Origin of the sequence: Wolbachia endosymbiont of Oryzaephilus surinamensis, from assembly GCF_025617515.1 — a bacterium.
GTDB lineage: Bacteria > Pseudomonadota > Alphaproteobacteria > Rickettsiales > Anaplasmataceae > Wolbachia.
In genome coordinates, this window is the sequence record NZ_CP092526.1 from 976920 (window position 1) to 993861 (window position 16942).

The window sequence follows — 16942 nt, forward strand, 5'->3', positions numbered from 1 at the left end:
GGTATAATTAAGAAAAGCCCCAGTTGTCGCTAATTTTTATTTCTACTTCAAGTGGTATAGAAATTTCTACTGCATTTTCCATTATATCTTTCATAAGTTTTGCTGTTTCTTGCACTCTGCTCTCTTCCACTTCTACAAGTAATTCATCATGAACCTGGAGGATTATTTTACCTGACTTTAACTGATCAAAAAGCCGAATCATCGCGCGTTTTATTATATCAGCGGCAGTTCCCTGCAGTGGTGCATTTATTGCTGCCCTTTCTGCAAATTGTCTTAGATAAGGAATTTTATTGTTGATGTCTCTTACAAAACATCTTCTACCAAACAAAGTCTCTACATAACCATGATTTCTCGCGATAGATACTGCTTTTTCCATATAGACCTTTATTTCTGGGTAACAAGAAAAATAGTAATTAATGTATTCAGCAGCCTCTTGAAAGGTAATGCCAAGTCGCTTTGCAAGGCCAAATGGACTAATGCCATATATAATGCCAAAATTAATGGTTTTTGCTTTGCGTCTTAATTGCTCATCTATTTCTTGCACTCCAAAAACTTGTCTTGCAGTGATATCATGAATATCTTGCCTGTTTGCAAAAGCTTCTTTAAATGCGGTAACATTTGCAACGTGTGCCAGGAGTTTTAATTCTATTTGTGAATAGTCGGCAGAAATTATCTTGCAACCTTTTGGTGCAATAAATGCTTGTCTGATGAAATTTCCTTCTTCGCTCCTGATAGGAATATTCTGCAAGTTAGGGTTGCTCGAGCTCAGCCTTCCAGTTGCAGTCACAGTTGTTGAGAAACTTGTGTGTATTCTACCATCAATAGGATCAACTTGCTTTATTAGCGCATCAGTGTAGGTACCCTTTAATTTACTTAAATGTCGCCAATTTAAAATTTTACTTGCAATTTCTACCCCTTCTTCTTCAAGAGCCTCTAGAACTTCATAATTGGTGCTATACGACCCAGATTTTGACTTTTTCTTTTTACTTAGCTCCATTTTATTAAACAAAACATCACTTAATTGTTTTGGCGATGCAATGTTGAATTTTTCTCCTGCTAAATTATGTATATCGTTTTCAAGTACAGCAATTAGCTGCTCAAACTTATCAGACAATTCCTGTAGTTTTTGAATATTGAGCAGTATTCCATTTTGCTCCATATCAAATATTACTTTCATGAGAGGTCTATCAAAGCGCTCGTAAATCGTAAAAAGTTTTTCCTGAAATAATCTTTGTGTCAGTTTCTCATGGATCGCTATTAAAATTTTTGCCGAGAAAGTTTCTACATTTTTACTTAAATTGTGTGCAATTATGTTTGGAATGCTGTGATCATGCTTACCTGTGTCAAGGCTGTATGACATGATCATCAGGTCATCAATTGAGTCTAGCACTCTCTCTATTGTAGGAAATATTTCTCTGATCTTTCTAATATCATGTACTATTTTAAGCACCCCATTTGAAAATAAAGTTGAATTTATTATAGTAAGTGCATCTTGTAGGCAGCTTTGATCTATGTAGAAAATATTATCCTCACTACAAGATAAGGAGATTTTGTTCAATCTATTGTTTTCAAAGTGGCAATGAATTGCAATTTTACCTTCATATCTGCAATGCTCCAAAAATTTTTCTAATTCTTCACTACTATATTCTGTTTTCTCTTTTGTGCTAGATCCACTATAAGAAAAGAGCTTTTCTACTTTTCCTATCAATGAATTAAATTCATATTTCTTCAAAAAGGATAACAATTTTTCCATATTTGGAGGATGAACTTCATATTTTACAATATCATGTTGAAGATCTACTTTTTTGCATAGTGACAAAAGTTCTCTTGAAATTAGTGCTTTTTCCTTATGCTCAGTAAGAATATTACGAACTCTTGTTTGCTCAATGTTATTGATGTTTTCTATAATGTTATCCAACGAATCAAATTTATCCAGCAATTTAGCTGCAGTTTTTGGGCCTATTCCTGGAACACCTGGAATGTTATCAGATGCATCTCCAGTTAGAGAAAATAAATCAAGAAGCTTATTTGAATTTACACCAAATTTTTCTATCACTTGTTTTTCATCTACGTATATATTTTTGATAGGATCAAATATTAGAATGTTGTAATTCAAAAGTTGAAATAAGTCTTTATCTGATGAGACTACTACTACTTTAAAGTCTTCGTGGTTGGCATATTTTGCAGCTAGTGTTGCAATTATGTCATCTGCTTCATAGCCTTCAATCTCTTCATAGCTGAAGTTAAAAGCTTCTACCGCTTCTCTCAGTATTGTAAATTGTGGAATTAGATCCTCAGGAGGTGTTACTCTGTTTGCTTTATACTCAGAATATAAACTGTGCCTGAAATTTTTTTTGCCAGAATCAAGTGCTATAGTTAAGTAGTCCGAATGGGAAATATACTTCAGAACCATATTAAGAAAACCGTACACAGCACCTACTGGAATACCAGCTGTGGTAGTCAAATGATGCAAAACGTAATAAGCTCTGAAAAGAAAACCATAACCATCAATGATTGTGAAAGTTTTTTCTTTCATTGTAGATATTTATGTGTGCCTTTGATGGTCTGTTATTTAGCTGTAAAAATCAAGCTCTTGTTTCCTATAGCCAAAATAATCATAATGCTATAGTTACTATAAGAAAACATATTACGTAAGGGAATTAACTATTCTGCCACAATTTTGCTCTATCACACTTGCCATATTTAATATTCCAGCTTCATCGTAATAATTTCCAATTACTTGTAAAGCAAGTGGTAAGCCTGCATTGGAAAGTCCAACAGGAACAGAAATAGCAGGTAACCCTGCTAAGCTTGCCGGCACGGTAAACACATCATTGATGCACATAATTAGCGGGTCTGGCTTTTCATTTAAGCCAAAAGCCTCTGTTGGAGCAGATGGCACAAGTATGTAATCTATTTTTTCAAACGCTTTTATAAAATCATTTCTGATTAATGCCCTAATGCACTGTGCTTTTTCATAATACTCATTGTAATGACCTGAAGAAAGAGCATAAGAACCAATTAAAATTCTCCTTTTCACTTCTTTACCAAAACCTTCTGCTCTTGTTAGCGAATACATTTCTTCAAGGGTATCAGCATCAACCCTGAATCCATAACGTACACCATCATAGCGAGCAAGATTAGATGAAGTTTCAGCAGAACAAATTAGATAGTAAACCGGTATCGCATATTTAGTATGAGGCAGAGTAATGTCAACAACTTCAGCACCATTTTCTTTTAAATTGGAAGAAACTTTTTCCCAATTATGAACTATTTCATCTGAAATTCCATCCATCTTATACTCTTTTGGTATACCAATGCGCTTACCCTTAATATCACCATTTATAAAACTGGAAAATTTAGGCACTGTCCTTTTGCTCGATGTTGAATCTTTTTCATCATAGCCACAAATTATTTCAAGCATTAATGCTGAATCAGAAACGGAACGAGTAATTACTCCTGCTTGATCGAGAGAACTTGCAAACGCAATCATACCAAAACGCGAACACCTTCCATAAGTTGGCTTTATTCCCACTACTCCGCAATAAGCTGCTGGTTGACGTACAGACCCACCAGTATCGCTTCCTAATGCTCCAGCGCATAAAAACCCAGCAACTGATGCTGCAGATCCACCAGATGATCCACCAGGAACAACTTTTTCTCCGTCACTTTTTCTAATCCATACATTTTTAACAGGACCAAAATAGCTATTTGTGTTCGCAGAACCCATAGCAAACTCATCCATATTAAGTTTACCAAGCATGGCTGCTCCACTTTTTAAAAGCACATTAGATACCGTAGATTCATAAGTCGGGACAAAATTTTCCAGCATTTTTGAGCATGCTGTTGTTTTTATTCCTTTTGTACAGAATAAATCTTTAACACCAACTGGTATGCCCATAAGTGGTGAAATATTATCTTTTTGTTTCAAGAAGTATTCATCTGCTATTTTAGCAGCTTTTATCGCGATTTCTGGGGTTTTTGTTACAAATGCATTCAGTTGCTCATTTTCAACTGCATTAACATGCGTCTCTACAAGCTCAACAGCAGAAAAATCTCTCCGCCTAAGTCCATCATGCATCTCTGTAATAGTGAGCCTTCTCAATTCATTCATTAATATTCAATTTTAGCGAGGCATTAATTATAACAACAATAGGACAGAAAATCTATATATTTATGATCGAAAACGGGAATACAATCAAGATCAATTCAGATTTCTGAAATGGATTGGTTAGTAGTACGTTTTAAATAGCCGGTTTGGCACACAATGCTAAGCCATAAGGGTTTAGCGTTTCTAAAATCAAATATCAACATCATGCACGTTAAGTGCATTGTTATTTATAAAGTCACGACGTGGTTCAACTATATCACCCATTAGCACCGAGAATATGCTATCTGCTTCTTCACAATCTTTTATTTCAACTTTTAGCAGAGTTCTAGTTTCTGGATTGAGTGTAGTTTCCCAAAGCTGATCAGCATTCATTTCACCAAGGCCTTTAAATCTCTGCAGAGTTAAACCTTTTTTACCATAATCCATCACTATTTTTGCGAGTGTACTTGGAGACTTTATTTTTATTTCAGTTTCTTGCGACTGTAAAAATGAATCACCATTAAATAAGTCAATTATGTTATCAAGAGAACTCAATATATTCCGTATTTCTTTGCTTTCAAGCATACTAAGCGAGAATACATATTTGTCTGCTAACCCTTGAAACAATTTAGCAATGTGAATTTCCTCATCTTTTACTTCTACTTCCCAATTATATTCACTATACATCAATTTTAAATATTTTAATATCTCATCAGCAGACAATAGAGCATTCTTTTTGCTTAAAATTAGCAATGATTCTAAGAGATCTTTTGGTATTTCCCTATCATAATTTTTGCTAATGTTTGAAATACTGAGGCACTTATTCAAAACGAAACGCAAATCTTTGCCTACACCATTTAATGTTAATCTTTTAATCGCTGAATTTACTATATACTCTTCAAAAGTTTCATCATCTTTGATATAAGTATCTTTAGCATTTTTTGTAACTTTATAGAGCGGTGGCTGCGCTATGTATAAATATCCTTTCTCAATTACTTCACGCATATGTCTAAAAAAGAAAGTTAGAATCAAAGTTCTTATATGCGAGCCATCAACGTCTGCGTCTGTCATAATGATAATTTTATGATACCTAGTTTTTTCAATATCGAAGTGCTCACTCCCTATTCCAGCCCCAATTGCCGTGATCAGAGAGCCAATTTCTGCAGATGAAAAAATACGATCCAGCCCTGCACGTTCTACGTTTAGAATTTTCCCTCTTAAAGCAAGTACCGCCTGTGTTTTACGATTACGTCCCTGCTTTGCAGTACCACCTGCGGAATTACCCTCTACTATAAACAATTCCGATAACTCAGGAACTTTTTCCTGACAATCGGCAAGCTTTCCCGGTAGAGTTGCAATATTAATATTGTTTTTATTTTTAACTAACTCTCGTGCTTTTCTTGCGGCTTCTCTTCCTTTTGCTGACCTAATCGCTCTTTCTACTATACTTGCTGCTAACTTGGGGTCAGTTTCAAGTATTGTACTCAACTTGTCAAAAACTATGCTCTCTACAACTGCCCGCGCTTCAGAACTGACCAATTTATCTTTTGTCTGTGAAGAAAATTTAGGATCAGGCATCTTGAGAGATAAAACACAAGTTAAGCCTTCTCTAACATCTTCTCCAGTCAAATTCACTTTTGCCTTCTTCAAAAAACCTTCATTGTTTGCATAGTTATTGATACATCTGGTTAGTGCAGATCTAAACCCTGCCAAATGCGTACCACCATCCCGTTGTCTTATATTATTTGTGAAGCATAGCATATTCTCATAGTAGGAATCATTCCACTCCATTGATATTTCTACACTGGTACCTAGATCTTTTACATTATCTCTAATGCTGGCAATTTTAGTAACATGTGTCTTATTCTTGTCTAAGTACCGTACAAAATTAGCTGTACCAAAATTATCTTCAGACTCTTTACTATCGTTAAAATGAGACTCTACATGTGGTTTATTACGGAGATCACGCAAAATGATCTCAATATTTGAGTTTAAAAATGCCAATTCTCTGATGCGACTCTCAAGAGTGGAGTAACTAAAATCAATACTACTAAAAGTCCCCGTTGATGGCATAAACGTTACTCTAGTTCCTCTTTTATTTGTGTTTTCATTAATTATCTTTAAAGATTCAATAGACTCACCATCTTCAAAGCGCATAAAATGTTCTTTTTTATTGCGCCAGATGGTTAATTCCAGCCAACTTGATAATGCATTCACAACTGAAATTCCAACACCATGTAATCCTCCGGAAACCTTATAGGTATTGCTGTCAAATTTACCTCCTGCATGCAATTGGGTCATTATTACTTCTGCTGCCGATATTCCTTCCTCTGGATGAATGTCTGTTGGAATGCCACGACCGTTGTCGGTTACAGAAACTGAACCATCTTCATTTATGCTAACTTCAATCTTACTACAATAACCAGCTAAAGACTCATCTATCGCATTATCAACAACCTCATACACCATATGGTGCAAGCCTGATCCATCATCAGTGTCACCAATATACATACCTGGACGCTTTCTTACAGCATCAAGACCTCTTAGGATTTTTATTGCGTCGGCGTTGTAGTTACTTTCCATGGAATTGCTTTATTTATAAATATTAATTAATATTACATTTGTATGTGCTGATTAGCAACATCTTTAAGTTGAGAGAAGGATCCTTGACATGTAGATAAAACATAACATATCACCTACACGAAGTGGTTTTACATGTTATTTCAATACATAAACTTAAGTTCAAATAATCATACAAAACTCTGCTTCATATTTTAAAATAAATGGCGACAGTCAAATACAATTTACCTTCTCCTTTCAATTGGACTTTCTAGCTCAACATAGGATAAGTTGCTCATACACTCTTCTAATATTTCATTCTTTTTATCATTGTTTAATCTATTGCTGAACTCTTGACACCTTCTCTCAAGAGCTGAATGCGTAGTCATAATATACCTTACTGTTTCAGATGATAACTCTGGTAACTCGCTACGGATCCTTTCTTGTTCTGTTCCAGAGAAATTGGTGAAATTGGCTCTGGCCATTTCAGGGAATTTTTGTGTGATCGTTTCTTTTATCATTTCTCTAGCCTCTTCTCCATCGAGTGTAATAACCACTGATGGATGTAAGCCAGATAAAGACTCAAATAATTTATTGTATGTTCCACCTGCACAACTTTGACCTTGATTACCGTAAGTTGTTGCAGCGTCTACAAGACCTTTTACAAACATATCCTTTCTATTTTTTATGCCTGCATCACTCAAAGGAATTCTTTGATTCTCTGTTCCTGTATTTCTATCATTGCAGGCTTTCCAACATAAAATAGCTGCTTGCTTTAATGTTAACTTACTATGATTGTCTTTAAAATTATCTCCTGTTCTATTGATAAATCTTAAGCATTCAAGTGCATGAGATTTATCGCCTTCTGTAAATTCATTTGATTGTTTGATGTACTCTTCAATGTCGGTTGTGTTGCCTCTATTTAGCTGTACATAGAATTCATCTTTGCTTAAATTCTCTTTATACTTTTCTATGAGTCTATCAACACTCAAGTTTATACTAGCAACTGCACTTGGGTCATGAGTAGTTTGTGCCATAAAAGGAATGGCTGCTAAATCTTGAAAGAAAATAGGCCTTTCTTCCTCTGGAATTTGTTGTATTAAATCGTTAAACTGCTGTATTTCTTCAATGAGTGATTTGTTTAGCAAACATAAGCACAATATAGGCAGTACCAAAAGCACACAGGAATTAATAATGTGTATAATTAAAAAAATGCTTAATGTTATTCTAATAACATTTTTTGGCCACGCTGATAATCTTTTTTCATTTTCCCTTGGTTTGAAAAAATAATTTACTAATGATAAATACAAAGAGAGCTGTACAAGAAGAAAAAATGAAGGAATCATACTTACTAATAAAACTATATTAATGAATCTTTTAATTTTATTAGTGTTGTTGTAAGCATTTTGCACTCTTTCTATTAAAGCCTGTGCTCTATTTCTATTTTGCTGTTGATTATTATTTTGACCTGCAAACATACCCTATTCTAACATTAATATATCATACTATAGAAAGAATGTAAATAAAGCAAGGAATTTAGAGCTGCTTTTATTTTTGTTTGATTGGGGATACCACTTCTATACTTTCCGCTCCATCTAAGGTACTATTTGGTTTTTCTACAGTAATCTTGGGAGTTACTTTATTCTCGATATCTGCTCCATATGAGCTAAGTACTTCAATGGCCTTTTCATTCCCACTATTAAGCGCAATATCCAAAGCATCCATTCCAGCTTTATTTTTGTGATTGATAAAATTCTTCAACCGATCTCTACCAAAGCTTTCTATATATTGTTTAATGATGAGTTCCACTACTTTTCCAGGACAATTATTAGCAGCAGGAAAAAGTATTGTGTTGTTATTATTATCTTTTTTCGTTATGTCTGCTTTGAGTTTATTTATCAAATACTCGATAACTTCTACTCTGCTATCATCCTTTGCTTCAGTGCATTGCCTAATAGCTAAAAATAAAGCTGTACGCCCATTATTATCAATATCTTCAATATTCTGTCCCTTGTCAACTAAGGCTTGTATTACACTTTTATTTCCATATAAAGTAGCAAGGTGAAAAGGTGTATGTCCTTCAGTGCTTTCTCTTTCATCAATTGACGCACCATTGCTAGCTAGCAATTCTATAAACTCTGGCGTGTTTGCAAAAATTGCAAGGTGCATTGGTGTTAAGTCATCTTTGCCATGATTTCCAGTTTTTGCGTTAACGTTTGCTCCGTTATTTATCAGCAATTTCGCTGTTTCAAACTGCTTATACCCGATAGCAACATGCAGTGGCGTACGATTACGTTCATAATTATCATTGACGTTTGCACCAGACTTTATTAGTAGCTCTGTAGCTTCAATATCACCCATCCGAATTGCAGAGTATAAGGAAGGAGATTCATCTTTTTCTATTTCCCCTGTCATACGAAATTAAGAACACAACAATTCATATATTATTAAGAATTATTATTAAGTTTTTATTAAAATTATATTAATAATAGTTAAAAAACTTCAATTTTTATTAAAAAATTTACATCTATCAGCGATTTTATAAGCAAATGTTTATATAATAATTCGAAAAGTGAAACAGTAAAAAAAAGCTTTTCATGAGAAATTATAAATGATAAATTGTTAATAATGAATTATTGAGAATAAGTTATGTGCTTTGGTTTGCCTAACATAAACAGAGAAGGTTATTTATTTATAGTTGTTTCCTTTATCGTAACATGTATAGCATTCTCTATATCTTGGGGAGCTGGAATTACTTGCTTATTTCCAACGTTATTATGTACCTATTTTTTTCGTGATCCAGCAAGAGCTGTACCAAGCAATAAGGATTTTATATTAAGCCCCGCTGATGGTGTGATTTCAAAGATAGAAGAAGTTAGTTACTCTTTATCAGAAGAGAATGAAGAAGAAAAGAAATTTACACTTGTCAGCATATTTCTAAGCGTTTTGAATGTCCATGTGAATCGTATACCAATATCTGGTACGATAAAGGAAATGAGCTACAAGAAAGGCAAGTTTGTTTCTGCAATGAGTAATAGGTCCAGTAATGAAAATGAAAAGCAGATTATTGTGATTGAATATGAAAAGGGAAAAGAAATCATTGTGGAACAAATAGCTGGATTTATTGCACGCCGCATTGTTTGTAATTTGAGGACATCTCAGAGCGTAAAAGCAGGTGAAAGATTTGGAATTATAAGATTTGGTAGCAGAGTAAATATTTATATCCCTGCTGGAATAGAGGTAAGAGTCTCAGAAGGCCAAACTGTTATTGGTGGTGAGACAGTTATAGCAGATTTAAATAAACAAGAGAAGCTTACCTTTGACATTGTATGAATAACGATGAAAGTAACGGTAAATCCTTACCTATTACCAAGTTATTTCCGAATTTTATAACTTTACTGGGTTTATGTGCTGGCCTTACTTCACTTAAATTCACATTTAATGAACAATGGGAATTTTCAGCAATTTTTATTATCATTGCAGCAATAATAGATGGAATGGATGGCAGAATAGCCAGAATTTTAAAATCAACTAGCGATTTTGGAGCACAACTCGATTCTTTTGCAGATTTTCTAAATTTTGGTTCAGCACCTGCTTTTCTTTTATATTTTTGGAAGTTAAATGAAATTAAAGTTGTAGGATGGATTTTAGTAATGATATATGTAATCTGCATATCAATAAGACTTGCCAGATTCAATGTTTCGTTACATTCAGAACAATTATACTGGAAAAAATTTTTCTTTTCCGGCGTTCCAGCTCCTGTATGCGCTTTACTTGCTCTGTTACCAATAATTATTACCTTTCAATCTCATGAGAGTGAATACTTACTTCTTATAGAGCAATTTTTTAACGTAAAGAATACAGCTTGTTACTTTTTGGCCATTTCATTTTTTTCGATAAGTCATATTCCAACTTTCTCTGCAAAGTACATTTATGTTCCTAGAAGCCTATCCTATATATTTGTGTCGTTTTTTGGAATATTGATCATACTGTTTATAAGCAAGCCCTGGATAACACTACCAATTTTAGGCGCATTGTATATACTTACTATTCCAATAAGCACTGGACTTTATATATACTACACATATAAAACTCATTAGCTATATAAAAGTAGTGAGCAGCATGATTGTAAAAGCAACTGATCTATTAAACTCTTTTTTATATATAAAGATATTCAACATACCATTTATAATTATTTGGGTAATTGCAACTGGGGTTTTTTGTACGATTCGATTCAAATTCATTAACTTTAGGTTGTTCAAATATGGGATACAAACACTATTCAACCTAGAGAGCCATAATAATAACGGCATAATCACCCACATTCAGGCATTTGCAACGGTAATTTCAGGAACAGTTGGTCTTGGAACAATATCAGGAGTTGCAATAGCTATTACAATAGGGGGGCCAAGTGCAGTTTTTTGGATGATAATTACCGGAGTACTTGGCATGTCAATAAAATTTGCTGAAGTAGTGCTTGCATTTACTCATCGCTCTGAAAACACAACTGGTGGGGCTTTTTATTATATGGAACATGGACTTGCAAAGATTGGATTTATGAAGACTGGCAAATTCCTTGCATTTATCTACGCAGTTATGCTGCTTGTTGCAATGATTCTAGGCGGCATACCATTTCAGGCAAATCAAATTGCAGCGTTGTCAAGTAACTTATTTGAATACAACACATCTGTTATTATCTCGCTATTTGTATTAATTGTAATACTGGGAGGAATAAAGCGAATTGCTTTAGTTGCAACAGGTTTAGGGCCGATCATGATAATGTTATATATAGGCATGTGTATATATTTAATCTGTGTAAACGGAAATAATCTACTGAATGCTCTATCTATAATATTTCAAGATATCTTTAACAAATCAGCTATAGGAGGTGGAGTATTGAGTGGATTAATAGCAGGGGTAAGAAGGTCAGTGTTTGCTAATGAAGCAGGTACTGGAACAGCAGCTATAGCACATTCGATTGTAAAAGAGAAAGACCCAGTTAAAGTTGGAAGTGTTGCAATGATTGCACCATTTGTAGACACAATATTAGTCTCATTTTTGACTGGTATTGTGATAATTATCACCGATATGCATATCACTAATACCGTAGGTGATATTACGTTAGTTAGCTCAGCATTTTCAACAGCCTTGCCTTTATTGAGCAAGCTAGCTCTTCCGCTGATAATGTTTTCCTTTGCATTTTCCACAATAATAGCTTACTATTACTACTGTGAAGTTGCCCTGTTGTACTTATTTGGTAACAAAAAAGTACTGATATTGTTCCAAATTCTTATAGTGGGTTCAGTGTATATCAGTTGTATGTCAAAAAATATAGAATTTATATCTTATTTAGGCGATAGCCTGTTTATGTGCCTTATGATTCCAAATGCTGTTGCAATATATCTACTGAGAAGGGAAGTCTTAAATACAATAGATTCTTATTACAAAAGGTATTAAACATGATTTATAGATTGCTTTGCATGATGTTATTTTGCCTATCGTTTAACGATGTATACGCTGCTTCAGTTTTTCATAAAAGTTATGACACTGCATTAAATGGAGTAAGCAACTTCATGAATGAAGTGTTGTTTTTCAAGATCTTTCACGTACCATTTATAATTCTTTTATTGGCCTTTGGTTATATATTTCTAACACTACGTTTTAGATTTCTCAACATAAGGATGTTTAAGCATGCGTTCGCTATTTTATGTGGAAAATATGACACAGATCATCATGATGGTCACATTACGCATTTTCAGGCATTTGTAACCGCGCTATCAAGCACAGTAGGTCTTGGAACTGTTGCTGGTGTTGCAATTGCAATTTCAATGGGAGGGCCAGGAGCGGTACCTTGGATGATGATCACAGGCTTTTTTGGTATGTCTGCAAAGTTTGCTGAAGTAACTTTAGCATTCAGACACAGAACAGAAGGTCAAGAGCAGTTATTTAGTGGTCCTTTTCAATATATAAGAAATGGGCTAGAGGAATTTGGATTTAAAAAACTTGGTATCGTACTGGCTGCAATATATGCAGCGGTTTTTGTATTATCAGGTCTTGGTGGAAGTGTAGCGTTTCAAACTAACCAAATGGTTTCAATATTATCTGGTTATTCAAATTGGATAGATGGTCATCCTTGGTTTCTCTCTTCCATAATTTCTACGTTACTTGCTCTGGTGATTATCGGTGGAATCAGGAGAATAGCTAAAGTCTCTTCTGCGCTGGTGCCTATTATGTCACTCATATATATTTTGAGTTGTTTCACGATTATTGCATTCAATATTCACAATTTTAGCAATACATTAAAAATATTGTTTTCCAGTATGATAGACTTCAATGCTGTTGGTGGTGGAGTAGTAGGAGCATTTGTCGCTGGGATTCAAAGGGCAATTTTTGCCAGTGAAGCAGGTGTTGGTTCTGCTGCAATTACTCACGCTGTAGCTAAAGATGAGGAGCCGGTTAGGACTGGTCTAGTTGCTATGATAGAACCATGCTTCGATACAATGTTAATTTGTTGTTTGACAGGAATAACAATAGTAATAACAGGCGCATACCAGACTGGCATTGGCGAGGGAATATTGATCACCCAAAAAGCATTTGAAACAGTTTCTTCTTGGTTTCCTATACTTTTAACCATCGCTGCGCCTTTGTTTGCGTTTTCCTCAGTAATTTCATTTGTATATTGTTGTGAAATGGGATGGCTGTATTTGTTTGGTGTAAAAAGTGTAGTAATATATCGTATAGCGGTGGTGGTAGTTGCATTTTTGTCAGGTTTGTCTAAAGATATAATGGCTATTGCTAATATTGGTGGGGCTTTATTCTCTTGTTTAGCACTCATCAATATGACAGCACTTATACTGTTTAGCAATCAGATTAATGATGAAGTTCAATGCTATCTAAAAAGACTGAGGAATAACAAGATCAACTAGATTTTTAGTATAATGGAGAAATATATAATTCTTATATTATCTTACGTAATCGGTTCAATACCGTTTAGCTTAATTATTGCAAAAATAAATGGTATAAATTTAAGAGAAGTAGGTTCAGGAAACATTGGTGCTACAAATGTTGCAAGAACAGGAAATAAGAGACTTGCTGTCCTCGCATTATTTTTAGACTCTTTGAAAGGATTTGTCGCGGTTTATACAGCACAACAATTTTGTGATAATAACGATTTTTATATATATGTATCTGCAATTTTAGCAGTTCTAGGGCATATGTTTCCTATTTGGCTAAGGTTCAATGGAGGAAAGGGAGTTGCAACAACTTTGGGAGTTTTGATAGCACTTAACATTTCTATAGCATTAGCATTTGTATTTGTCTGGCTAATAGTATTTTTTATCTTTCGGTACTCCTCTCTTGCTTCCTTGGCTGCTACTGCAGCAGCTGTTATAGCATCTTTCTTTTTTCAAAAGGAGTTATTCCTTATACTACTCACTGTAGCGATATTAATTTTCTTGAAGCATTACAAAAATATTGCAAATCTTCTGCAAGGCAGAGAACGTAAGTTTTTATGAGCTATGTCTCATTCCTTCTGCTACATTACTAGCGGATACTCCATGTGAGAGACGACTTGAGACCACTTCTTCTACTTCTTTTATTATTTCTTCCATGTTTTTTCCACTTTTTTTACATGCATCATCAAGTGCTAATTTTAGCTTACGTACATCATACTCTTCCAGCATCTTATTCATTTCTTCTTTCGTTATCTCTAATTTTTTCAATAAGATGTTCTCCATTACTCCCCTTTCATCACCTTTATACTGGCTACTCAGTCTGCTATACGCAATGCAACACTTCTTTTCTCGTGGCAAGGCTGACAGATTTTGCAATGTAGCATCTATTTGAGCTTCTATAGGGTTAACTTTCCTAGCCTTTTCAGCAGTTTCTGACCTAAATTTCTCTACTTCTTCTTTTATTATTTCGTCAGCTATTCCCTTAGCTTCATTCAAAAATGAATCCTTAAGAGAAAAATCTATCCTAAGTAAATTTTGGTTTAAAAGCTTCAAAAAGACTTTTTCTTTGATATTTTCGAGTTGGTCATCTAAAGCATGCTCCTGCAGTCTATCTCTCATGTGCTGACCCAACACAAAGTGCTCTAATTTATTTAACTTTACAGAGCTGATATTTTTCATTAATGTCAGCACAATTTGTTCACTATACTGAGAAGTAAAACTTAGCAACCTTCTCATTAAAGGAACGCTTACTTCTGCAATAAAATCATCAACTATTTTTTGACTTTTATCATCTTCATAATTATTTTGGGCGTTATGCCAAGCCCTAAGAATTTCTTTACTGTTCTTCTTATTTTTTAGCCTGTCTAACATAAACTTACGTGCTTCATTTTCTGCTTCTGTAAGGAGCATTTGTCTAGGTGGTGTAAATTTAATCTCTGGATCGGAATGAATACCCTCTAATGTACTTAACATTCTGTAGATAACACCAGTAAAACATGTGTTAGGAATTCGTTCTTTTCTAGAGAAAGTTTGGCTATCTAGTAAATTTGCAATCAACGCGTCTTTTTTATTTTTTACAGCTTCTCTATCTCCATCATTCAGGCTCTAAGAACTAACAGAAGAATTTGTCCACCAGTGAAGCCAGAGCTATGTTTCTCATTACCTTTGCAAAAATCTTGCAAAAACATTACTAATTTTCCCTTATTCTCATTACTAAATGGTTGGCCATCAAGCATATGTAAGTGATTTATATATTCAATAAATTCTTTAAATCCCTCATTATTAATAGTGTCTTCAGATACTTGTTCAGTATATTTATCTTTTAATTTGTCAATATTTTTAATGATATCATTATTTAATTGATGGGGTAGTAAATGTTCAAGCTTAATATCAAAGCTATTGACTAGCCCACGTGAGTTTTCTTTTATGCCTTCTAAAAAGAAACTAATAGCAGCTTTGAGTAACGTAAATGGATTAAAATCCTTTGGCCTTAATTCACTTTGTAATAGAATTAAAATCATTGCAAGTGGTATTGTTGCAAGTAACGAAACAAGCAGGAAAGTAGTTGTAAAAGTTATATATGTTATAGAGGCAAAAAATAAAAGGAAAGATGCTATCTTAATTTTATTTTTCTCAAAAAATATTTCCCAATATTCCTTTTTACTTATTTTTTCCTGCTTTGCAGCTTTTATGTCTTTATAAACGTAAAAAGTTTTTATTTCAGATCTAAAAAACAATGTGGCAAAAGATAAAAAGACATTGGCAGGATTAACTAAAATGCTTAAAGAAACAAAAGCTGCGAAGTAACTTGCTGTCTTTAATCTGTAAGAATCCTTTCCAGGAAATTGTATTTGGGAAACACCTATCATAGCCTACTCTCTATAATATTATGATATTGTAGTAATAACAAATAGCCTATAGATGTCAATGCTTAAGTATTTTACTGTCTACGCACTCATCGTATTCAATTTCAACTGTAGAGTGCGCAATTTCGAACCTATTTAATAGTATTTTTTTTATCTCATACAAAATATTAGTGTGTTGTCCATTTTGCTTTATCTTGGCATGCATAGTAAGTATAAAATAATTATCAGATAGTGACCATGCATGTATATGATGCACATCTATCACTTCAGGTAACTTAGATACAATCTCACTTTTTATCTCCTCAGCAGATACACTCTCAGGTGTACCTTCAAGGAGTATATGGCAAGAATTCTTGAGAATTTTATATCCACTGTTTAAGATTATTACGCTAACAAATACTGACAAAATAGGGTCCACTACTTGCCACCCTGTAAGCATGATAATTATGGATGCAAGTATAGCAGCTACAGAACCTAAAATATCTCCGATAACATGCAATACAGCACTTTTTATGTTTATATTACTTTCGCATTTACTATGTAATATAAAAAAGACTATAATGTTAGAGATTAGGCCAAGTGTGGCAATTATTAGCATTACTTTCCATTCCACATTGACTGGACAAATGAATCTCTTTATTGATTCAATTATAATGACCGCTGCAATGAAAAATAGAGTTAAACCATTAACAAATGCTGCAATTATCTGCAATCTGTGATACCCATATGACCTCTGTAAATCAGATTTCTTAACTGAAAATTTGTGCGCTACCCAGCTTAAAATCAAGGCAAAAAGATCAGTGAGCATATGCCCTGCATCTGATAACAGAGCAAGTGAGTGTGAAATTATTCCACCTGCTATTTCCATCAGCATTGTTATTGCGACTATTATTATGGAATAAATTAAGCGCTTGGACTCTGCTATTGAGTGTTTGCCATTGTGCACTGCTGTCATATAAAATCTTTTTATGAGC

The 16942-nt window shown here is 34.0% G+C and carries 11 protein-coding genes and 1 pseudogene; 5 read left to right on the forward strand and 7 right to left on the reverse strand.

The features are described 5' to 3' along the window. Positions 1 to 7: 7 nt before the first annotated feature. From polA to MJ631_RS04470, 5 genes are all read right to left on the reverse strand, one after another. Entirely contained in the window at positions 8 to 2536 is a 2529-nt protein-coding gene (gene polA / locus MJ631_RS04450; RefSeq protein ID WP_007302475.1) for a DNA polymerase I, read from the reverse strand. Positions 2537 to 2647: 111 nt separating this feature from the next. Further along, entirely contained in the window at positions 2648 to 4114 is a 1467-nt protein-coding gene (gene gatA / locus MJ631_RS04455) for an Asp-tRNA(Asn)/Glu-tRNA(Gln) amidotransferase subunit GatA (protein ID WP_262986199.1), read from the reverse strand. 186 nt (positions 4115 to 4300) lie between these two features. Continuing rightward, the gene (gyrB, locus tag MJ631_RS04460; protein ID WP_007302477.1) at positions 4301 to 6673 is read right to left on the reverse strand and encodes a DNA topoisomerase (ATP-hydrolyzing) subunit B; all 2373 of its coding nucleotides are present in this window, start codon (positions 6671 to 6673) and stop codon (positions 4301 to 4303) included. A 221-nt stretch (positions 6674 to 6894) separates the two neighbouring features. Then, complete coding sequence (locus MJ631_RS04465) at positions 6895 to 8127, reverse strand: hypothetical protein (protein ID WP_262986200.1); 1233 nt, start codon at positions 8125 to 8127, stop codon at positions 6895 to 6897. 70 nt (positions 8128 to 8197) lie between these two features. Next, positions 8198 to 9064, reverse strand: coding sequence for an ankyrin repeat domain-containing protein (locus tag MJ631_RS04470; RefSeq protein WP_214303474.1), 867 nt, complete (start codon positions 9062 to 9064; stop codon positions 8198 to 8200). Between the two features lie 234 nt (positions 9065 to 9298). Between MJ631_RS04470 and MJ631_RS04475 the strand changes: the two genes are divergently transcribed. From MJ631_RS04475 to plsY, 5 genes are read left to right on the forward strand one after another with little or no spacing between them, the layout of a single operon-like run. Further along, on the forward strand, positions 9299 to 9982 hold the full coding sequence (locus MJ631_RS04475; protein ID WP_214303473.1) for a phosphatidylserine decarboxylase: 684 nt from the start codon (positions 9299 to 9301) through the stop codon (positions 9980 to 9982). Beyond that, a complete protein-coding gene (locus MJ631_RS04480; RefSeq protein ID WP_019236894.1) occupies positions 9979 to 10749 on the forward strand; it encodes a CDP-alcohol phosphatidyltransferase family protein in 771 nt (256 codons plus the stop codon). The genes MJ631_RS04475 and MJ631_RS04480 overlap by 4 nt, the downstream gene beginning before the upstream one ends. Before the next feature lie 22 nt (positions 10750 to 10771). Next, entirely contained in the window at positions 10772 to 12106 is a 1335-nt protein-coding gene (locus MJ631_RS04485; RefSeq protein WP_214303472.1) for an alanine/glycine:cation symporter family protein, read from the forward strand. Positions 12107 to 12108: 2 nt separating this feature from the next. Beyond that, complete coding sequence (locus MJ631_RS04490; RefSeq protein WP_007302483.1) at positions 12109 to 13575, forward strand: alanine/glycine:cation symporter family protein; 1467 nt, start codon at positions 12109 to 12111, stop codon at positions 13573 to 13575. Positions 13576 to 13587: 12 nt separating this feature from the next. After that, positions 13588 to 14163: a glycerol-3-phosphate 1-O-acyltransferase PlsY gene (gene plsY / locus MJ631_RS04495; RefSeq protein WP_052264701.1), complete on the forward strand. Its 576-nt coding sequence runs from the start codon at positions 13588 to 13590 to the stop codon at positions 14161 to 14163. On the opposite strand, the pseudogene MJ631_RS08080 reads toward plsY, so the two are convergent. Further along, positions 14158 to 15971 (reverse strand): annotated as a pseudogene (locus MJ631_RS08080) (hypothetical protein). The gene plsY and the pseudogene MJ631_RS08080 overlap by 6 nt on opposite strands. 55 nt (positions 15972 to 16026) lie before the next feature. Continuing rightward, entirely contained in the window at positions 16027 to 16923 is an 897-nt protein-coding gene (locus MJ631_RS04510) for a cation diffusion facilitator family transporter (protein WP_214303470.1), read from the reverse strand. Between the last annotated feature and the right edge of the window lie 19 nt (positions 16924 to 16942).